This window comes from Citrobacter sp. XY323, from assembly GCF_025106035.1.
GTDB classification, from domain to species: domain Bacteria; phylum Pseudomonadota; class Gammaproteobacteria; order Enterobacterales; family Enterobacteriaceae; genus Citrobacter; species Citrobacter braakii.
In genome coordinates this window covers 132,916-152,460 of record NZ_JANYUK010000014.1, presented here as the reverse complement: position 1 = coordinate 152,460, position 19,545 = coordinate 132,916, and the positions used below count along the sequence as shown (strand labels likewise).

Annotated in this window: 16 protein-coding genes; 6 read left to right on the top strand and 10 right to left on the bottom strand. The window is 55.7% G+C overall.

From position 1 onward, the window contains the following. Window positions 1-73: 73 nt before the first annotated feature. Window positions 74-1,327 (top strand): serine hydroxymethyltransferase, encoded by a 1,254-nt coding sequence (gene glyA / locus N0B36_RS19565; RefSeq protein WP_003835277.1) that lies wholly within the window; start codon window positions 74-76, stop codon window positions 1,325-1,327. 78 nt (window positions 1,328-1,405) lie between these two features. Here glyA and hcaD read toward each other — a convergent pair whose 3' ends face one another. From hcaD to hcaE, 5 genes are read right to left on the bottom strand one after another with little or no spacing between them, the layout of a single operon-like run. Further along, the gene (gene hcaD / locus N0B36_RS19560; protein ID WP_200080359.1) at window positions 1,406-2,608 is read right to left on the bottom strand and encodes a phenylpropionate dioxygenase ferredoxin reductase subunit; all 1,203 of its coding nucleotides are present in this window, start codon (window positions 2,606-2,608) and stop codon (window positions 1,406-1,408) included. Between the two features lie 9 nt (window positions 2,609-2,617). Continuing rightward, on the bottom strand, window positions 2,618-3,430 hold the full coding sequence (gene hcaB, locus N0B36_RS19555) for a 3-phenylpropionate-dihydrodiol/cinnamic acid-dihydrodiol dehydrogenase (protein WP_200080358.1): 813 nt from the start codon (window positions 3,428-3,430) through the stop codon (window positions 2,618-2,620). Further along, window positions 3,427-3,747 carry a 3-phenylpropionate/cinnamic acid dioxygenase ferredoxin subunit gene (hcaC, locus tag N0B36_RS19550; protein ID WP_016154025.1) on the bottom strand — a complete coding sequence of 107 codons (321 nt, stop codon included), beginning with the start codon at window positions 3,745-3,747 and terminating at the stop codon, window positions 3,427-3,429. The genes hcaB and hcaC overlap by 4 nt, the downstream gene beginning before the upstream one ends. Further along, window positions 3,747-4,265: a 3-phenylpropionate/cinnamic acid dioxygenase subunit beta gene (gene hcaF / locus N0B36_RS19545; protein ID WP_200080357.1), complete on the bottom strand. Its 519-nt coding sequence runs from the start codon at window positions 4,263-4,265 to the stop codon at window positions 3,747-3,749. The genes hcaC and hcaF overlap by 1 nt, the downstream gene beginning before the upstream one ends. Next, window positions 4,262-5,623 carry a 3-phenylpropionate/cinnamic acid dioxygenase subunit alpha gene (hcaE, locus tag N0B36_RS19540; RefSeq protein ID WP_200080356.1) on the bottom strand — a complete coding sequence of 454 codons (1,362 nt, stop codon included), beginning with the start codon at window positions 5,621-5,623 and terminating at the stop codon, window positions 4,262-4,264. Before hcaE ends, hcaF begins: the two co-directional genes overlap by 4 nt. Before the next feature lie 135 nt (window positions 5,624-5,758). Here hcaE and hcaR point away from each other — a divergent pair, with 135 nt between their 5' ends. Further along, a complete protein-coding gene (gene hcaR / locus N0B36_RS19535; RefSeq protein WP_200080355.1) occupies window positions 5,759-6,652 on the top strand; it encodes a DNA-binding transcriptional regulator HcaR in 894 nt (297 codons plus the stop codon). 3 nt (window positions 6,653-6,655) lie between these two features. Here the strand turns inward: hcaR and N0B36_RS19530 are convergent, their stop codons facing one another. Next, window positions 6,656-7,849, bottom strand: coding sequence for an ROK family transcriptional regulator (locus tag N0B36_RS19530; protein ID WP_046275227.1), 1,194 nt, complete (start codon window positions 7,847-7,849; stop codon window positions 6,656-6,658). Window positions 7,850-7,963: 114 nt separating this feature from the next. On the opposite strand from N0B36_RS19530, the gene N0B36_RS19525 reads away from it, so the two are divergent. From N0B36_RS19525 to N0B36_RS19510, 4 genes are all read left to right on the top strand, one after another. After that, window positions 7,964-11,230: a DUF5107 domain-containing protein gene (locus N0B36_RS19525; protein ID WP_259688857.1), complete on the top strand. Its 3,267-nt coding sequence runs from the start codon at window positions 7,964-7,966 to the stop codon at window positions 11,228-11,230. A 72-nt stretch (window positions 11,231-11,302) separates the two neighbouring features. Beyond that, complete coding sequence (locus N0B36_RS19520; RefSeq protein ID WP_046275225.1) at window positions 11,303-12,742, top strand: sugar porter family MFS transporter; 1,440 nt, start codon at window positions 11,303-11,305, stop codon at window positions 12,740-12,742. Further along, entirely contained in the window at window positions 12,742-13,584 is an 843-nt protein-coding gene (locus N0B36_RS19515) for an aldose 1-epimerase (protein WP_046275224.1), read from the top strand. Before N0B36_RS19520 ends, N0B36_RS19515 begins: the two co-directional genes overlap by 1 nt. Window positions 13,585-13,671: 87 nt before the next feature. Then, a complete protein-coding gene (locus tag N0B36_RS19510) occupies window positions 13,672-14,820 on the top strand; it encodes a 3-phenylpropionate MFS transporter (protein WP_019077391.1) in 1,149 nt (382 codons plus the stop codon). On the opposite strand, the gene csiE is transcribed toward N0B36_RS19510, so the two are convergent. The 4 genes from csiE to N0B36_RS19490 all read right to left on the bottom strand — a co-directional run bounded on the left by csiE (window position 14,815) and on the right by N0B36_RS19490 (window position 19,544). After that, window positions 14,815-16,092 (bottom strand): stationary phase inducible protein CsiE, encoded by a 1,278-nt coding sequence (gene csiE, locus N0B36_RS19505; RefSeq protein WP_047416449.1) that lies wholly within the window; start codon window positions 16,090-16,092, stop codon window positions 14,815-14,817. The genes N0B36_RS19510 and csiE overlap by 6 nt on opposite strands. A 247-nt stretch (window positions 16,093-16,339) precedes the next feature. Further along, window positions 16,340-16,939: an SIS domain-containing protein gene (locus N0B36_RS19500; protein ID WP_047358248.1), complete on the bottom strand. Its 600-nt coding sequence runs from the start codon at window positions 16,937-16,939 to the stop codon at window positions 16,340-16,342. Continuing rightward, the gene (locus N0B36_RS19495) at window positions 16,936-18,573 is read right to left on the bottom strand and encodes an FGGY-family carbohydrate kinase (protein WP_003847100.1); all 1,638 of its coding nucleotides are present in this window, start codon (window positions 18,571-18,573) and stop codon (window positions 16,936-16,938) included. The genes N0B36_RS19500 and N0B36_RS19495 overlap by 4 nt, the downstream gene beginning before the upstream one ends. 17 nt (window positions 18,574-18,590) lie before the next feature. Next, on the bottom strand, window positions 18,591-19,544 hold the full coding sequence (locus N0B36_RS19490; protein ID WP_003037658.1) for an ABC transporter permease: 954 nt from the start codon (window positions 19,542-19,544) through the stop codon (window positions 18,591-18,593). Window position 19,545: the final 1 nt, after the last annotated feature.

Below are 19,545 nucleotides of genomic sequence, written 5' to 3'. Positions count from 1 at the left end.
ACTGTTCGCCGTCGTCCAACGGGACTGCCTTTTTAGGCCGAAATTCTATTGTTAGCTGAGTCAGGAGATGCGGATGTTAAAGCGTGAAATGAACATTGCCGATTATGATGCCGAACTGTGGCAGGCTATGGAGCAGGAAAAAGTACGTCAGGAAGAGCACATCGAACTGATCGCCTCCGAAAACTACACCAGCCCGCGTGTTATGCAGGCGCAGGGTTCTCAGCTGACCAACAAATACGCTGAAGGTTATCCGGGCAAGCGCTACTACGGCGGTTGTGAGTACGTTGATATCGTTGAGCAATTGGCTATCGATCGTGCAAAAGAGCTGTTTGGCGCTGACTACGCTAACGTACAGCCGCACTCCGGCTCTCAGGCTAACTTCGCTGTTTACACCGCTCTGCTGCAACCGGGTGATACCGTTCTGGGCATGAACCTGGCGCAAGGCGGCCACCTGACTCACGGTTCCCCGGTTAACTTCTCTGGCAAGCTGTACAACATCATTCCTTACGGTATTGATGAGTCCGGTAAAATTGACTACGAAGATATGGCTAAGCAGGCCAAAGAGCACAAGCCGAAGATGATCATCGGCGGCTTCTCTGCTTACTCCGGCGTTGTTGACTGGGCAAAAATGCGTGAAATCGCCGACAGCATTGGCGCATACCTGTTCGTTGACATGGCGCACGTTGCGGGCCTGATCGCCGCAGGCGTTTACCCGAACCCGGTTCCACACGCGCACGTAGTGACCACCACCACCCACAAAACCCTGGCGGGTCCGCGCGGCGGCCTGATCCTGGCGAAAGGCGGTGACGAAGAGCTGTACAAAAAGCTGAACTCCGCGGTGTTCCCAAGCGCGCAGGGCGGCCCGCTGATGCACGTGATTGCAGCGAAAGCCGTGGCGCTGAAAGAAGCGATGGAACCTGAGTTTAAGGTTTACCAGCAGCAGGTTGCCAAAAACGCCAAAGCGATGGTGGAAGTGTTCCTGAACCGTGGCTACAAAGTGGTTTCTGGCGGTACTGAAAACCACCTGTTCCTGCTGGATCTGGTTGATAAAAACCTGACCGGTAAAGAAGCTGACGCCGCACTGGGCCGCGCTAACATCACTGTTAACAAAAACAGCGTGCCGAACGATCCGAAGAGCCCGTTTGTGACTTCCGGTATCCGTATCGGTTCTCCGGCTGTGACTCGCCGTGGCTTTAAAGAAGCGGAAGTGAAAGAGCTGGCTGGCTGGATGTGTGACGTTCTGGACAACATCAATGACGAAGCCGTTATCGAGCGCGTCAAAGGTAAGGTTCTGGATATCTGCGCACGCTTCCCGGTTTACGCGTAATTCTGCTTTACGCAAAACGAAAGGCCGCTGATGCGGCCTTTTTTAATGCCTGATAGCGCTGCGATTATCAGGCTGCTATCACAACGACTTCAGCGCCACGCCTTCATCGCACAGTGCTTCCTCGCTTACCACTCGTCCTGAATGAATTAACTTACGCAGTGCGCGCACTTCGCGTCCGTTGTTGAGCGCTACTGCGCCAATTAGCTTCCCATCACGCAGGTGGAACCAGACAGCCTTGCCGTCATCCGGATTGCCACGACATAACCATGTTTGCCCTTGCATATCGCCAACAAATTGCAGATTGTCATTAAATTGGTCGGTCCAGAACCAGCCTGGCTTCTTCTCCGGCAACGGCAGGTTGAGCATTGCGGCAGCGGCAATCTGTGCCTGGTTATTGGCATTTTCCCAGCTTTCTACCCGTTCTAACGAACCGTCGGGCTGGCGCGTTATCGCCACATCACCGGCGGCAAAAATCGCGGGATCGGAGGTGATGCATGCGGAGTCAACGATAATACCGTTAGCCGTCTCCAGCCCCGCTTCGCGAGCCAGCGCATCATTCGCCACGATACCGATGCCATAAACCAGCGCATCGGCCTGTAGTGTCTCGCCGTTTTGCAGGGTAAGCGAGAGAAACTCTCCCGCTTCAGCGTGCTCAATGGCGCTGTTGAGCAGCACCCGCACCCCTGCCTGTCGGTGGCGGTTTAGCAGATAGTCGCGCACCGGAGCAGGGGCGTTGCGACCCATTACCGTTGAGGCCAGCTCCACTAACGTCACCCGACAGCCGCGTTGGATCGCGCTGGCCGCTAATTCCAGGCCAATGGTGCCCGCACCGACAATCACAATCGCCTTGCCCGGCAGCAAGGCACCGCGCAGACGCTCGGCATCTGTGGCGTGACGCAGGGTAAAGCAACGTTCGCCCAGTTTATCCAGTAGCGGCAGCGGTCTGGCGGCGGCCCCGGTCGCCAACAGCAACTGCGACCAGCGGTAGGACTGACCATCGGCGAGCATCAGCGTGCGCGAGGTGCGGTCAATCTGACGCAGCGTGACGCCGAGATGCAGCTGTACGTTGTTCTCCCGCCACCAGTCAGCGTTCAGGATCGGCTGTCGCTGTGGATTTTCGTCCAGCAGCATCGCTTTGGAGAGCGGAGGGCGTTCATAGGGCAGATACGGCTCATCGGAAAACAGATGCAATTCGCCGTTAAATCCTTGCTGACGCAGTGCGACGGCGGCCATTGCCGCAGCCTGACCACCGCCGACGATAGCGATAATTTTATGGCTCATAACGCCTCCTCAGAGATCCAGTCCGGCGGCAACGTGACGAATACCGCGAATGCCCAAACCGGCATCGGCATTGATCATCACGCCACTCAATGTGCGATTGTTGCGCTTTGACGCCAGCATCACATACGGGCCGGTAAAATCCGCTGGCTCAGGAAAAAACTGCAACGGCAAAATGGCGGCGATTTTTTCCGGCGTCAGCGACTGCATAATCGACGTATCGCCCTGGCCCAGCGCCTGTGGGCCGCGCAGATCGGTCGCCATACCGCACGGACCGACGCCGTTGACGCGCACCTTTGGCGCCAGCTCGTAGGCTAACTGGCGAATCAACCCGGTGGCGGCATGTTTAGAGGCGGTATACAACGGACCGCCGCCGCCGGGATACCACGCCGCGTTGGAAAGGGTAAAGATGATGTTGCCTTCGCTGGCGATAAGCGCAGGGGCGCAGGCTTTTGCGCCCAGCAGATAGCCCAGCACGTTGACGTTAAACAGCTCATGAAAGCCGCTCTCCAGCGCGTCTGCTGGCGTATTGACCAGCGAGGCGTTGTGATCCCATATCCCGGCGTTGCCGATCAAACAGTCCAGCGTGCCGTAGCGCGCCAGAATTTGATCCACCGCGCGCTGATAGTCGGCGTAGCAGGTGACGTTGCCTTCTACTGCCAGCACATGTTCGCCAAAACGTTGGCGCAGGCTGGCGACTTTGGCTGGCGAAAGTTCCAGCGTGGCGACCCGCGCGCCTTCCTCAATGAAACGCTCGACCAGCGACAGGCCAAGACCGGAGCCGCCGCCGGTGATAAAGACCACGTTATCGCGTAAATCGCTCATCTCGCGTCCTCTGGAATATCAACGAACACATCGCTACCTTCCACGTACACCGCGTAGGTGGTCAGCGGATCGGTGGCAGGTAAACACAACGCCTTACCGGTTTTCAGGCAGAAACTGGCGGCATGCAGCGGGCATTCCACCGTCGCGTCGTCTTCCAGATAACCTTCCGACATCGAGGCATTACCGTGGCTACAGCGATCGTTAATGGCATAAAACTCGCCGCCAACGTTGAACAGCGCGATGACGGGCGAGGTGTCGAGCCGGAGCGCTTCACCCTCCGGCAAATCCCCTACGGGGCAGGCATAAATACGACTCATCAGAACAATACACTCAGGTTATGGGAGGTGATCACCGCTTGATCCAGCACGATCTCACGCTCCAGTAAGCGCCACTCATCGCCCGGTAAACGGCGCACTTTGTCCATGCGCATGCCGACGTAAAAGGTTTCATCGCGCTCTTTTTGCGCGCGATACAGCAGATAGTTAAGGCGCACGGCGAACACATCCGGCACTTTGGTTTCACTGACCTGGCAGTTGCTGATCAGGTGTCGGGTACGCGACGGCGGCTCCTCTGCCCAGGCCATTCCGGTTTCCAGTCGCGCAATACGGCGTTCAAGCTGATCTTTGTTGTCGTTAAAAATCCAGGTGGTTGGCGGCTGCACTCCTTTGCGACGGTCGCGCGTCTGGGCATTGACCGTTGTGCGCATGGTATAGCGAATGTCGTCATCCAGCTGTGCCAGCCAGTCGCGAAACTGCCAGTCATCCAGCAGGCTGGCTTCATGGTAGAGAAACTGCGTAATGCGGTGATGCAGTTCCAGGGAAACTAAAGCACTCATTTCATCACCTCCTGCTGGTAAGCGGCGGTTTTTTCCTGCACTTCCTGCCAGCTTTCGCTGCTGAGTAAATCAGCCCAGCGCTGATACATGCCGCGGGCGGCGGTTTCTGAGAAGATGTAGTTGGTGATCCCCGGAATGCCGTCTTCACGACGTTTCTCCTGACCTAACCCCATTTCCAGGCACAGTTTGCTATTACGCGCCCGATGCCCCTTCAGCAGTTTTTGAATTTCACACCAGTTTTCCGAGTCGTCCTGCTCAAGGAATCCGGCGGGGCCAAAAGCGCGCGTAGCGCTGTTTTCAAATGCGGCTTTCACTTCATCAGAGGCGGCTTTATCGGTAATACAGAACGCCCACACTTCAACCTGATCAGGACCGCGCGGATGCCAGACGCGCAACGTAGCGGTACCGTTGAGCCAGGAAAGCGTTGGAAAAATATTGTTGTGACCGGCCAGACGCAGAGCACGAACCTTACCCAGACGCTGTTCAGCTTCCGCGTAGGTGTCGCGGTAGTAGCTGGAGACTTCGCCGTCGACCCACACGTTGGCATCCGGCTTTTCGGTAAAGAAGAAGCCGCTGCCGTGCCCGTCCTGGCCGAACTGTAGTGCATCTTTGGCGGTTTCCCACACCGGGCGAGCGGTTTGTCCGTCACCGAGGCGTTTATCGCTACCGTCGTCTTTTGCCCCCAACACCTGCACAGCGGAGGCGTGGCTGAACAATGCGTGATACTGATCGCTGGCAAACTGTTCGGCGGGGAATTTCCAGTTACAGTCGATGGTCCACTTCTGTACGCCGCCGACGATTTCTGTGCCGCCTTCGCGGCGGTCAAGCACACCGTCGAGATACCACGCGATGTCGCCGAGATAATCGCGTAGCGTGGGCGCGGTGGTGTCCCAGTTGCCGAAAATCAGCCCTTTATAGCTCTCTACGCCAGGAACTTCGTTCAGTCCCCAGTGCGATTTGCATAGCCCTTGCGGGTAAGCGCGAGGCTCCAGCGGGATGTCGATCAGCTCGCCATTGATACCGTACGACCAGCCGTGATACGGGCAGGTAAAGGCGCGGGTGTTCCCGCAGTCGGCGTAGCTGACGCGCATCGCCCGGTGGCGGCACTGGTTGAGAAACGCTTTGATGCTGCCATCTTTCTGGCGAACCACCACGACCGCATCCTCGCCCATGTAGGTGTTAAAAAAATCACCGGCTTTGGGGATTTGGCTTTCGTGGGCGAGAAATAGCCAGCAGCGCCCGAAGATGCGCTCCAACTCCAGTTGGTAAATTTCTGGGTCAGTATAAATCCGTGGGGTTACACGACCGTTTTGCGTGTCGATCAGTTGGTAGATGTCTAAATTTGAGGGTGTGGTCATATTTTTTAATCCTGAAAGATAAGATGTATTGACCTTCTATTTTTGTGCCATAAGGATGTTGCTGGTTAGTTATCAATCTGTGAAATAGTAAATTTCTACCAGTTGAGACATTTTTTCGATAACAAGGAGAAAGGCATGGAACTTAGGCACTTACGCTATTTTGTGGCGGTGGCGCAGGCGCTGAATTTCACCCGGGCGGCAGAAAAGCTGCATACCTCTCAGCCGTCGTTAAGCAGCCAGATCCGCGATCTGGAAACCTGCGTGGGCGTTCCGTTACTGGTGCGGGATAAGCGAAAAGTTGCGCTGACGGCGGCGGGGGAGTGCTTTTTACAGGACGCGCTGGCGATCCTTGAGAAGGCGGAAAATGCCAAAGTTCGCGCCCGTAAAACGGGGCAGGAAGATAATCATTTCGCTATTGGTTTTGTCCCTTCCGCTGAGGTGAATTTGCTCCCGAAGGTGCTACCCTTATTTCGTTTAAAACAACCGGATACGCACATTGAGCTGGTAAGCCTGATAACCACCGAACAGGAAGAAAGGATCCTCAACGGAGAACTGGACGTGGGCTTAATGCGTCACCCGGTGTACAGCCCGGAGCTGGATTATCTGGAGCTGATTCATGAGCCGCTGGTCGTGGTGTTACCGGTGAATCATCCGTTAGCCAATGAGCAAGCGATCTCCGCAGAACAGTTACACGGCGTAAATTTTGTCAGTACCGATCCCGCTTATTCCGGGGCGCTAGCGATGATTGTCAAAAACTGGTTTCAGCAGCAGGAAAGCCAGCCCAATATTGTGCAGGTAGCGACCAATATTCTGGTGACCATGAATCTGGTCGGCATGGGGCTGGGGGTGACTTTGATACCCGGTTATATGAATAATTTTAATACCGGGCAGGTGGTTTTTCGGCCTATTGTTGGCGATGTTCCGACCATTGCCCTGCTGATGGCGTGGAAAAAAGGGCCAATCAAACCGGCATTGACCGATTTTATCGCCACTGTGCATGAACGTTTAGCCGTGAGCCTGGCGGAGTAATGACTACAGCTCGCTAAGCTGTGATTCGACATAAAGATAGCCAATTCCCATGAGTTGCTGAGGGCGATTAAGCTGACCGAAGCTTATCTGAGTTGCTCTGGCACGCGGGTTATCGCCGTGATCGAACGGATTAAACCCGGTTTGCTGTACCAGCGTATTGAGCCAGCTATCGCCAAATGCACAGCTACGACCATACAACCATATTTGATTAATGTTCAGTATATTCAAAAAATTATAAAGACTCAGGCCGATGGCGCTGGCGGCATGTTCGGCCCAGGCCTGAATGCGAACATCTCCGTGTTGCCAGGCAGTAATAAGCTGGTCGGTGGTGAGCGTTTCCGGGTCGTAAAGGGATGTCGGCTGCGATTTCATCCACACGCGGGCCTGCTTTTTCAACGCGCTCAATGACGCCACTGTTTCCAGACAGCCATAACGGCCACAGTCACAGGCGATCCCATCGGGATGAATGATGGTATGTCCAATCTGACCGCTGCCATACAGACTCCCGCGCCAGATGTTATCGTTAATCACAAACGATGAGCCAATACCGTAATCAACGTTAATCACGCAAAAATCACCGTTAGCCGCCGGGTTTTGCCATTTTTCCGCCAGCGCCAGCATCACGCAGTCATTATCCAGCCGGACCTGTACGCCGAGCATCTCCTCCAGCAGATATTTTATTTCCACCGGTGTTTTCCACGGCGCCTGAGGCATGGTTTTTGATGCGCCGGTTATCGGATCAACCTGACCGTGAACGCCAAGCGCCAGATTAATCGTGACCTCGGGAAATTGTCGACGATATTCCCGCCAGTGCGCCGCCAATGCTGTCAGCAGCGCTTTTGGCGATTCGGGGTTGATGACTTCATGCTGCCAGTCGCCGACGGCAACCAGCCGAGCATCCGCCAGTTGACTGGTGATGCTGGTGGGGGTGACGTTGATACACAGCGTCCAGGCACCTTTTTCTGGCAAATGATAGCTGCCACTGCTCAAACCGCGCTGGCTTAAAGTTTCTCGTGAATGGCTGATTCTTCCTTCATCCATCAGTTCTTCGAGGATATTGCTAACCGCCGGGATCGACAGGCTGGTGAGCTGCGCCAGCTGTGACTTGCTGAGCTGCTTTTCTCGCCACAGATGTGACAAAAAAATCTGTTTATTCGCCTGACGTACCCTGGCGTTGTTGAACCCCGAACGCTGCATTCACTTAACTCCCTTAACTATATTGCGTGAGCATTGCGCATTTTAACGCCACTTAACTGCCGCAGAATAGCATCAAGTTGAATTTTTACTTTTGTTTATTAAGTGGAGCGCGGCATGTACGGTTCAGTAAAAGTTTGGCAGGAAACGATCACCCTCCCCACGTGGACAGCGGGTGAAGAAGACGCCAACCCAATGTTTCTGGAAAAGCGAGTTTATCAGGGGTCTTCAGGAGCGGTTTATCCCTATGGCGTGATTGATACGCTGACCGGCAAACGTGAAATGCGCGACTATCAGGCGGTATGGATGGAGAATGACTTCATTCGCATCATGCTGCTGCCGGAGTTAGGCGGACGCATTCATCGAGCGTATGACAAAGTGCAGCAGCGCGACTTCGTCTACTACAACGAAGTGGTAAAACCTGCGCTGGTCGGTCTGCTTGGGCCGTGGATCTCTGGCGGCATTGAGTTTAACTGGCCGCAACATCATCGCCCGACCACCTTTATGCCGGTGGATTTTACGCAACAGCAGGGTGAGCAGGGCGAATACACCGTCTGGATGGGCGAGGTAGAGCCCATGCGTGGTTTACAGGTCATGACCGGATTCACGCTGTATCCGGATCGCGCGTTGATCGAGATAACCGGGAAGGTTTTTAACGGTAACGCTACCCCGCGCCACTTCTTATGGTGGGCGAATCCGGCGGTGAAGGGCGGCGACGATCACCAAAGCGTGTTTCCACCGGATGTGACGGCGGTATTCGACCACGGTAAGCGCGATGTCTCTGCATTTCCCATCGCCACCGGCACATACTACAAAGTGGACTATTCGGCTGGCGTGGATATCTCGCGCTACAAAAACGTACCAGTGCCGACCTCCTATATGGCTGAAAAATCTGATTATGATTTTGTTGGTGCCTGGCATCACGGCGAGCGCGGTGGGTTGCTGCATGTGGCCGATCACCACGTTTCGCCAGGGAAAAAACAGTGGACTTGGGGTTATGGCGACTTTGGCGTTGCCTGGGATCGTAATCTCACTGATGACAACGGTCCGTATATCGAACTTATGACCGGGGTCTTTACCGATAACCAGCCGGATTTCACCTGGCTTGCGCCGTACGAAGAGAAAGTCTTCGTGCAAAACTTCCTGCCTTACAGCGAACTGGGTATGGTGCAAAACGCCAGCACGCAGTTGGCGCTTCGTCTGGTGCGTGAGAGTCGCCAGCTTTCTGTGGGCATTTATGCGATTGCGCCGTTACGCGATGTTCAGGTTACGCTTGCCGCACACGGGCAGCCATTCTATGAAAATACACTCACTCTGGAGCCGGGACAGAGCTGGCTGGCTGATGTGTCAGACAATGGCCATACCCGGGTGACAATGACCGTCACTAACGCCGATGGTGCTACGCTTTTGCAGTACGAAGAGCACATCGCGCAAGAGTTACCGCTGCCTTCGGCGGCCGTCGCGCCAGCACAGCCAGAAGCACTCTCTAATACCGATGAACTCTATTTTATTGGTCAGCATCTGGAGCAGTACAACCATGCCAGCCGCTATGCTGAAGATTATTATCGCCGCGCGCTGGATGTTGATCCGCTGGATTACCGCAATAATGTGGCCATGGGGACGCTGGCGCTAAACCGCGCGGACTGGGCGCTGGCGGCGCATTGTGCGGGTCAGGCGCTGGAACGGGCGCATAAGCTCAATAAAAATCCGCGTGATGGCGAGGCGAGCATGCTGCTGGCCGCCGCACAGGAACGTCAGGGCGACGATGACAGTGCTTGGGATCATTATTATAAGGCCAGTTGGAGCGGCAACTGTCGGGATGCGGCTTTCTGGTCGTTAGCGCGTCTGGCGATGAAGCGTCAGGACTACGTTGGCGCGTTGGAAAAGGTCGAGCAGAGCCTGCGCTTTAACGGCAGTAATAACCTGGCGATGGGACTGAAAGCGCTGGCGCTGGCAAAACTTGATCGCATTCCGCAAGCCCTGGACTACATTCGCCAACAGCTGGTTGATTATCCTCTGAGCTACACCCTGCACTATGCGCGCTGGGCCATCTGTCAGGACGAGGCGACGGCGCAAGCGCTGATCTCGATTACCGGGCGGCGCGGTACCAACGCGTGTGAACTGGCAGGCTGGCTGATCTCATTGGGGCAAAAGGATGCTGCCCGTGGCGTGCTGGAACTGCTCGACAGCCAGGAAACGCTGCCTATGCTGTGGCGCGCCTCGCTAAGTGACAACCCACAACCCTTCATCAAACGTGCCCGCGAATGCCTGCAAAACCGCGTTCGTTTCCCCAATACGCTGGATGAAGTGCAGATGCTGCAAACCCTCGAACAGAGCGCTTTTGCCCGCTATTTACTTGGCTGTTTCTGGTACAGCAAACGGCGTTATGCCGAAGCGGTATCCTGCTGGCAGTTTACCCTTGCGCAGGAAGCGGATTTCGCTCCGGTGCACCGCTTACTGGGGATCTATGCCTGGAACAAACTGCATGATGCGCAGCAGGCGATGCAGTATCTGTCGCAGGCCGTGGCACTGGAGCCGCAAAATGCCCGTTTCCTGTTTGAACTCGACTATCTCAAGAAGCTGATGGCGCAACCGGCTGAGCTGCGCCTGCAGCGACTGGAAGCCAGCAAAGAGATTGTCTTCCATCGTGACGATCTGACGGTGGAACTGCTCAGTCTGTGGAATGGATTAGGGCGTTACGACGATGCCGCAGCAGTATTACGTGAGCGCGTGTTCCATCCGTGGGAAGGTGGTGAAGGCAAAGCCACAGGGCAATATCTGCTGAATCAGATGCATCGTGCGCTGGCTGCCATTCAGTCCGGCGACCCGCAAACCGCCATCGCGCAGTTGCAACAGGCGTTGCACTACCCGCAAAACCTCGGGGAGGGGCGTTTACCCGGACAAACGGATAACGATATCTGGTATTTACTGGGACATTGCGCGCAGCAGCAGGGGTGTTTTGATGAATCCCAGCGTTACTTCTCCCGTGCGACGCGCGGCGGTAGCACACTGGATGCCGGCCGTTACTACAACGACCAGCCTGTGGATTATCTCTTCTGGCAGGGTATGGCGCAGAGAAAACTTGGCGATGATGCTCAGGCGAACGCTCTGTTTAATAGCTTCCTGCAATGGGTTGAATCGCATCGCGACAATGTCCCGGATGTCGATTTCTTTGCCGTATCGCTACCCGATCTGGTGGTACTGGATACCTCAGCACAAGCAAAACACCAGCAACACTGCCTGTTTATCAGTGTGCTCGGGCATCTGGGGTTGGGAAATAGTGCTGCTTGCCAGCGCGATCTTGACGCACTCCTGCAGCTCAATCCGGCGCATGACAAGGCATTACTGCTGCGTCACGCCATTAACGTAAGGCTTTTCCAGTAACACCCGAAATGGGTGGGGGCAACCTCACCCGAAACCTACTGTCCCCTGCGTTTCCCTGAAAGAGGAATCATAATGAATAACGCGCAGACACATTTAAAGATTGGTTACGTCTGGACTATCTGCCTGGTTGCGGCCTGCGGTGGTTTACTGTTTGGCTATGACTGGGTGGTGATCGGTGGGGCAAAACCCTTCTATGAAGCCTATTTCTCGATTACCGATCCGGCGCAATCCGGCTGGGCGATGAGTTCGGCTTTGGTCGGTTGTATCTTTGGCGCGCTGATTTCCGGATGGTGCGCCGATAAGTTTGGCCGAAAGATGCCGCTGATTCTCTCGGCGATCCTCTTTAGCGCTTCCGCCTGGGGAACTGCCGTCGCCAGTAATTTCGACATGTTTATTGTTTATCGCATCGTTGGAGGCGTGGGGATTGGTCTGGCGTCTGCGCTAAGCCCGTTGTATATCGCCGAGGTTAGTCCGGCTGAAAAGCGTGGGCGCTTTGTTGCCGTTAACCAGCTCACTATCGTGATTGGCGTACTGGCGGCGCAGCTTATCAACCTGATGATTGCCGAACCTGTAGCCTCAGGCGCTACGCAGCAGGCGATTGTGGAAAGCTGGAACGGTCAGACGGGCTGGCGTTGGATGTTTGGCGCTGAATTAGTGCCCGCGATAATTTTCCTGGTACTGATGTTCTTTGTACCTGAATCGCCGCGCTGGCTGGTGAAAGCAGGCAAAGCCGATCGTGCGCGTACCATGCTGCAGCGCATTGGTTCGGCGGAATATGCTGGTCAAACGCTGAAAGAGATTGAACATACGTTGCAAAAAGATAATCACAAGGTCGCGTGGTCAACGCTGTTACAACCGCAGATCAAACCGATCGTGATTATTGGAATGGTGCTGGCAGTGTTCCAGCAGTGGTGTGGGATCAACGTTATTTTCAACTATGCGCAGGAGATCTTCGCCTCTGCCGGATTCGACATCAACGGTACGTTAAAATCGATCGTGGCGACAGGGATCATCAATCTGGTCTTTACCCTTGCCGCTCTGCCGTTAGTAGACAAAATTGGTCGCCGTAAACTGATGTTGTTCGGGGCGTCAGGACTAACGGTTATCTATATGCTGATTGCCGGGGCGTACGGGTTGGGCATTATGGGCTGGCCGGTTCTGGTTCTGGTGCTGGCGGCGATCGCTATTTATGCCCTGACGCTGGCCCCGGTGACCTGGGTGCTGCTGTCTGAAATTTTCCCTAACCGCGTCCGCGGGCTGGCGATGTCGCTCGGTACGCTAGCGCTGTGGATTGCCTGCTTCCTGCTGACCTATACTTTCCCGCTGCTCAATGCGAGTCTGGGCGCGTCGGGAAGCTTCCTGTTGTACGGTGTGATTTGCGCGATGGGATTCATGTATGTTCTGCGTAATGTACCTGAAACCAAAGGCGTGACGCTGGAAGCGCTGGAAGAGCAGCTGGCGGCGCAGCATACGAAAGTTGGCGCATCAGCCCAACAACGAAGCGCTCGCTAATGGATGGTCTGCTGATGCTACAAAACGCACATCTGCGGATGTGCGTAGATCCGCAGGGCGGTTCGCTATTAAGTCTGGTTTCGTTACAACATCAACAGGCAATTTTACGCGAAGGTCATGGTCAGCAGCCCGGTGATTGCGGCTTGTTCCCGATGCTGCCGGTCGCGAATCGGGTGGCGGGAAATCGTTTTATGCTGCGCGGTGAAGAGGTGGTGTTACCTCAACATGGCGCAGATGACACCTTTTTCCTGCACGGTGACGGCTGGCTGCAACGCTGGCAGGTTATCACCGTGACCCAAAGCGGTTGTTTGCTGCAGTTGCGCAGTTGGCATCCCTGTGGCTATGACTATACGGCGCAACTTTGCTATCAACTGGAAACCTCAAGCCTGCACGTCTCGTTGACGCTCACCCATTGCGGTGAACAGCCGATGATTTATGGCTGTGGGTTCCATCCGTTTTTCGCTTTTGATAAGCACAGCACGGCGCAATTCACCACCGGCGGCTACTGGCCGGAGGGGGAACAGCATCTGCCGCTGGAATGGCAACGTGAAATCCCTCCAGCGGCGGATTTCATGTACGCGCAATACGGCGAGGATAGCTGGCTGAACGTTGGATATTCTGGCTGGAGCGGGCGGGCCGTTATTCAGCGAGATGTGATGAAAGTCACGATTTTAGCGCAAACTCCATGGTTGATGCTGTTCAGAATGTCGGGTGAGGAGTTCTTGTGCCTGGAGCCGCAAACGCATCCGGTGAATGCCCACCACATGCAGGGGCAGCCGGGATTGCAGGTTTTAGCGCAGGGAGAACGCTGCCATTTTGCGATGCAGATTTGCGTCGAATAGGGCAAAATCATGTTATCTGCCTGTTAATACTCTCTTGCGCCAGCCTGCGTTTGTCGCCAGACTATCGCCTCCAAACGGGAGGGATTCATGGCTTTGCATTCCACGCGCTGGCTGGCGCTCGGTTATTTCACCTACTTCTTTAGCTACGGTATTTTTCTGCCTTTCTGGAGCGTCTGGCTCGAAGGGCTGGGGCTGACGCCGGAAACCATCGGTTTACTGCTGGGCGCGGGGCTGATTGCCCGTTTTCTCGGCAGTTTGCTGATTGCGCCGCGCGTAAGCGATCCCTCTCGTCTGATCTCCGCTTTACGTATTCTTGCCCTGTTGACGCTGGTGTTTGCGCTGGCCTTCTGGGCGGGCACCAACGTGGCGTGGCTGATGGTGGTGATGGTCGGCTTTAACCTGTTTTTCTCGCCGCTGGTGCCGTTGACCGACGCGCTGGCCAACACCTGGCAAAAACAGATAACCATGGACTACGGTCGGGTAAGACTGTGGGGATCCGTTGCCTTTGTGATTGGCTCCGCGCTGACCGGTAAGCTGGTGAGCCTGTTTGACTATCGGGTGATCCTGGTCCTGCTGTCGCTTGGCGTCGCGTCGATGCTATTGGGGATGATGATCCGCCCGAGCGTGCAGCCAGCGGGGGAAAACCGTCAGCAGGAGAGCGCGGGATGGCCCGCCTGGCGTGCGTTGATAACCCAAAGCTGGCGTTTTCTTGCCTGTGTGAGTCTGTTGCAAGGTGCGCATGCCGCTTATTACGGGTTCAGCGCCATCTACTGGCAGTCTGCCGGATATTCCGCTTCGGCGGTGGGCTATTTATGGTCATTAGGCGTGGTGGCGGAAGTGATTATTTTTGCGCTCAGTCACAAGCTGTTCCGCCGCTTTAGCGCGCGGGATTTGCTGCTGCTTTCCGCCGTTTGCGGCGTGGCACGTTGGGGGTTGATGGGCTGGAGCACTGAGCTACCGTGGCTGATTGTGGTGCAAATCCTCCATTGCGGAACCTTTACCGTCTGCCACCTGGCGGCAATGCGCTATATCGCGACGCGCCAGGGCAGCGAAGTGATACGTTTGCAGGCGGTGTATTCTGCGGTGGCGATGGGCGGCAGCATCGCCATCATGACCGTATTCGCAGGCTACCTGTACCAGAATCTGGGCAACGGCGTATTCTGGGTGATGGCGCTGGTGGCGCTACCGGCAATCTTTCTGCGCCCGAAGGTGGTGGCGCAGCCTGCAACGTTATGATTCGAGAATTTTGCGGATCTGCTGCTGCTGATGCGGCGTAAGTGCCAGATCCGCATGAATCAACGGCGGTGAAAACAGCGGCAGCGGCGTGGTATACGGCGTAATAATCAACGTGACTCCGCGCGGCGTACCCTGTTTTTGAAAGTCCTGCATCGGCATATGTTTTACGTTGAGCGGCAGCAGCGTCAGTTCGCGTAGCTGTTGCTCAATATGCGCTTCAAGTTGTTCATTGTTGCCGGTCAGCAGGATAATCTGCTTCTCGTGCAAATCCTTCTCCTGCATCAGCCAGGCACCGAAAATAACGGCGACCAGCCCGATCTCTTCTTCTGAAAACTGCACATCGTACTCCGCTTCGAAGCCATGTATCGCCTCGCGGGTAGTACGAACCAGACGGGGATAAAGTCGGCTGAACTCCTCCGGCAGCGTGTTATCAATGCCAATGGCAAACACGCTGCGGTTAAGCGCCTGGGCAAGGTGAATATACAGCTGATCGTTCAGTCCTTGCTCATCGCTGAAGCGCACATTGCCATACTCGCGAAAACGCAGCACCAGCCGTGCAATAGCAAGGCGCAGGCGACGATCCTGCTGGTGGTTATCGCGCACAGGGTCGGGGATACGGAGCATTGAGAACAGCAACGCCATAAACAGCGATTCGCCCGGCGGCGCACTCTGCATGACGTGGCGCTGCCAGTGGCGGCCAATTTCCTCAGCGAGCGGATACTCTGCGCAGGATTGCGCCCAGCGTTGCTGGAGCGGATTAAATTCCGGGGTGACTCCCGCGTGATGCTGTAGCAGACAATACTGTAAATACAGGCGCAGGAACTGGATGTCACGGTACTCAAACGGCTTCTGCAAGCGCCGGGAGCACAGATTAATGAGCGCATGCAGATTGGTGTCGTCATACAGCGTACGCGCGATACCTTGTTGTTTCAGCGCCATTTTTAATGCGGGTGTGAAATGCTGGGCGATGAAAGTCGGGCAGATCCGCAGACCGCGGCGTAGCCACTGCAACAGACACAGGCGCTGATTTAGCGGGGTCCCTTCGATCGTATAGCCGCCATTCAGCGCGGTGGTAATCGCGAGCCGGTGATAGCGCTGGATTTCGAGTCCTGCGCCAATAATATCTTCCTCAACAGTGGCATCATCAACGCCATTGAGGCTACTGAAGGTTTGAGCTGTAGCGATTTGCCCTGGCAGGAAAAGCGTCAGCAGCACCTGGCAACGGCGCTGGGGAGCGGAAAGTACAGATGGTGGAGCAAGCGTTGACATCATCTGCAGGATCTCCCGTAAGTATGTTTGATAAGAATAGCTAAAGTTTGCTCATAGATTTGGAGAATGGAATGCTTTCCACCAGGAATGCTGGAGAGCGTCACAGAATTTTTAACGTGCGGAACAGATAGCAGGAGTGGAACGCAGCGCGTTAACTGGCTTTTTCACTGTTTTATCTTCTATTGAGACATAAAAAAACCCGCCTGAGGGTGACGGGTTGAGAAGACGAGTGGAAATGCGCGGTCTGGTGTTACTGCTCGCGGCTCAGCGTTAATCCCACATCACCGCCAGGATGTACAGACAATAGCGTCTCTTTTGAGTAACCGCTTTCGCTCATCAGACAGGCGCAGGCGGCGTCAAAGATAGCCAGGACCAGTAAAATTGAGGTGGTGGCCAACATGTTCAGCGGGTCGGCCTCACGCTGGACGCCGGTGGAAATCACCAGCCTCGACGCTTTAGCAATGGCTGAGTCGGCGTTTTCAGTCACGCTCAGGATGGGCACATTTCTCGCAGCCAGCCCGGGCAGCAGTCGGGTGAGTTCATCCGAATTTCCCCCGCGTGATAGCATAATGACCAGGTCGTCGGCGCGTAAAAAACCGAGATCGCCATGCGCCGCATCCGTCGCGTTGAGGTAAATCGCCGGACGTTCCACGCAGGCGAGCATGTGCGCGACTTTACGCGCCGCAATACCGGATGTACCGACGCCAGTGACGACGATTTTCCCCTGGCAACCGCGCAGCTCCGCCATTAGCGACTGCCAGACCGGTTCAGTCAGATGCTGTCCCAGACCTGCGAGGGCATCGCTATAGAGCTGAAATACGCCGGTGGCCTGAGACCAGGAGTCACTCATGCGTCCTCCTGCATCAGTTGGCGGTATTTCATATGATCCTGATACATCTCGTGGAATACCCGATATTTGCGATCGTAGTACTGCTTAATGCGATTGGTCTGCGGGGTCACCGTTTTACCAATCCGGCTCATTGCCGACATCGCTTCCGGGAACGTGTCGAACACGCCTGCAGCGATAGTCCCCATCATGGCGCCGCCCAGCAGCATGGCTTCGCTCTCTTCAGGCAGCAGCATGGCGCAACCGGTGGCGTTGGCATGCTCCTGAACGAAGATCGGGTTTTTCGTCCCGCCGCCGCTGGCCATAATCGTATCGATGGTGTAGCCGCTTTGGTTCATCGTTTCAATGATATGGCGCGTTCCCAGCGCAATGGCCTGGATGGTTGCGAGGTACTGGAGCGCCATATCTTCCGGCGTGCGGGACAGCTTCAGTCCGGTGATTGCTCCCGTGAGCGTGGGGTTAGCGCGCGGCGAGCGGTTGCCGTGGAAATAGGGCAGGATGTGCATGTCACGGGTCAAAAAGGCGATATCTTCCGGCTCACCAGCCATTTTGCGCAGCAGCGCATTCAGCACTTCATAAATGGTTTGCCCCTGAGACTTAGCCTGCGTCAGCAGGGTTTCGTAACACGGGTGCGACTGAATAACGTGGTCGATTAACGCCCCGGTTGCTGACTGCCCGCCTTCATTGAGCCAGTATTCCGGCAGTACGGCTGAGTAGTAAGGGCCCCAGACGCCGCCGATAAAACGCGGCTCTTTGGAAATTGCCATGTGTCCGGTGGAGGTGCCACCAATTAGCGCGACACGACGGTCAAAATCCGCCACCTCGCCGGAAACACCGCTTGCGCCGAGCGTACCGAGTGTACCGGCGTGGGCATCGATTATCGAGACGCTGACCGCGGTCCCCGGAATCAGTCCCATTTCGCTGGCGGCGCGCGCGGACAGCCCGTGACCGAGCGGTTCGCCCATGGTTTTCACGTAGCGACCAATTTTGGCAGCATCATGTTCCAGCAGGTCTTCCAGCCCAATCTGGCGGAAATAGCTGGCATCCCATTTGTCTTCATGGCCCATATAGGTCCATTTACACACTGTCGAACACAATGAGCGTGTGTCATCGCCTGTTGCGCGCCAGGTCAGAAAATCGGGCAGGTCAAAGTAGTAACCCGCATTGGCCCAGGTATTGGGCATATGCTGCTTCAGCCACAGCAGCTTGGGCGTTTGCATTTCCGGGGAGATAATGCCGCCAACGTAGTCCAGCACCCGATGATGCAGGGCGTTAATGCGTTCAGCCTGGGTAATGGCGCGGTGATCCATCCACACAATGATGTTCTGTTCGCTGCGCCCGGACGGGCTGATGGTCAGCGGTTTACCTTCTTTATCCAGCACCACCAGTGAGCAGGTAGCGTCAAAGCCCAGACCTTTCACCTGGATTGGGTTGATATCTGACTGGTTAATCGCATCGCGAACCGCGTTACACACCGCCTGCCAGATGTTATCGGAAGACTGCTCAACAAAATCGGCCTGCGGGCGGTAAATCTCGATAGCCCGACTGGCCTGGCCGACCATTCTGCCGTTGAGATCAAACACGCCGGCACGGGCGCTTCCGGTTCCGACATCCACACCAATAAAGTAACTTGCCATAATTTTTTCTCCTGAAATCAGGCTTTACGATTCTGTAATGCGATAAAGAGGATCAGCACCGCGCCCCACAGCGCCATCGTCAGATAGCTGCTCACCCCCAGCAAGTTAAGGCCGCTTTCCAGCATTTGCAGCACAATCAGCGCCAGTACCAGGCCGATAATGCGCCCGAAACCGCCATCCGGGTTGATGCCGCCGAGGACGGAGGCAAGGATGGTGACCAGCAGGTAGGACTCACCGTATCCGGCTTTTGCCGAGTTGAATTTTGCCATCATCAGAATGGCGGCGACCCAGCCGAGCAGGGCAGAAATCACGTACACGGAAATTTGTACCCGGACGGTATTTACGCCGCTGTAGCGGGTAGCCTGTTCATTGGAACCCACGAGATACAGACTGCGCCCAAGCGTGGTGTGCTCCAGCAGTACCCACAGCAGGATTGCCACCAGGAAAAAGAGCAGCAGCGCTACCGGAATACCGGCAATCGTGGCGTTACCAAGATATTGAATGGCGGTCGGGAAACCGGAAATCACCGTCCCATTGGAAAGCAGAATATTCAGCCCGGAGATAAGCGTCATCGTGCCGAGCGTGGCGAGAATCGGCGAAACCCCGACCCAGGCAATCAGCGCGCCGTTGAGCGTACCGATTGCGACCGCCACGGCAGCGCCTGCCAGCAGCGCCAGCACCAGAAACAGCGGGTTATCCGGATGGGTGACGATAATCGCCGCCATTACCAGCGAGCAGGCATTCGCTCCTGCAATTATCGACAGGTTTATGCCGCCGGTCAGCATGGTCATGCCCATCCCGAGGGCCAGCATGCCAAGGATCGGCAGTTGCGAGCCAATCGACTGGAAGTTAGCGACGCTGAAAAAACGGCTGCCGAGCAGGGCCGAGAAGACCAGGGCGACGACCACAATAATGACGCATTGCAGACGAATGATGGCATCACCGGGTAAAAATCTGGCGATTGTTTTCATC

Bases quoted from the DNA above. Each gene is read 5' to 3' on its own strand.
- glyA (WP_003835277.1), top strand. From the start codon at position 74: ATGTTAAAGCGTGAAATGAACATTGCCGATTATGATGCCGAACTGTGG.
- hcaD (WP_200080359.1), bottom strand. From the start codon at position 2,608: ATGAGCCATAAAATTATCGCTATCGTCGGCGGTGGTCAGGCTGCGGCA.
- hcaB (WP_200080358.1), bottom strand. From the start codon at position 3,430: ATGAGCGATTTACGCGATAACGTGGTCTTTATCACCGGCGGCGGCTCC.
- hcaC (WP_016154025.1), bottom strand. From the start codon at position 3,747: ATGAGTCGTATTTATGCCTGCCCCGTAGGGGATTTGCCGGAGGGTGAA.
- hcaF (WP_200080357.1), bottom strand. From the start codon at position 4,265: ATGAGTGCTTTAGTTTCCCTGGAACTGCATCACCGCATTACGCAGTTT.
- hcaE (WP_200080356.1), bottom strand. From the start codon at position 5,623: ATGACCACACCCTCAAATTTAGACATCTACCAACTGATCGACACGCAA.
- hcaR (WP_200080355.1), top strand. From the start codon at position 5,759: ATGGAACTTAGGCACTTACGCTATTTTGTGGCGGTGGCGCAGGCGCTG.
- N0B36_RS19530 (WP_046275227.1), bottom strand. From the start codon at position 7,849: ATGCAGCGTTCGGGGTTCAACAACGCCAGGGTACGTCAGGCGAATAAA.
- N0B36_RS19525 (WP_259688857.1), top strand. From the start codon at position 7,964: ATGTACGGTTCAGTAAAAGTTTGGCAGGAAACGATCACCCTCCCCACG.
- N0B36_RS19520 (WP_046275225.1), top strand. From the start codon at position 11,303: ATGAATAACGCGCAGACACATTTAAAGATTGGTTACGTCTGGACTATC.
- N0B36_RS19515 (WP_046275224.1), top strand. From the start codon at position 12,742: ATGGATGGTCTGCTGATGCTACAAAACGCACATCTGCGGATGTGCGTA.
- N0B36_RS19510 (WP_019077391.1), top strand. From the start codon at position 13,672: ATGGCTTTGCATTCCACGCGCTGGCTGGCGCTCGGTTATTTCACCTAC.
- csiE (WP_047416449.1), bottom strand. From the start codon at position 16,092: ATGATGTCAACGCTTGCTCCACCATCTGTACTTTCCGCTCCCCAGCGC.
- N0B36_RS19500 (WP_047358248.1), bottom strand. From the start codon at position 16,939: ATGAGTGACTCCTGGTCTCAGGCCACCGGCGTATTTCAGCTCTATAGC.
- N0B36_RS19495 (WP_003847100.1), bottom strand. From the start codon at position 18,573: ATGGCAAGTTACTTTATTGGTGTGGATGTCGGAACCGGAAGCGCCCGT.
- N0B36_RS19490 (WP_003037658.1), bottom strand. From the start codon at position 19,544: ATGAAAACAATCGCCAGATTTTTACCCGGTGATGCCATCATTCGTCTG.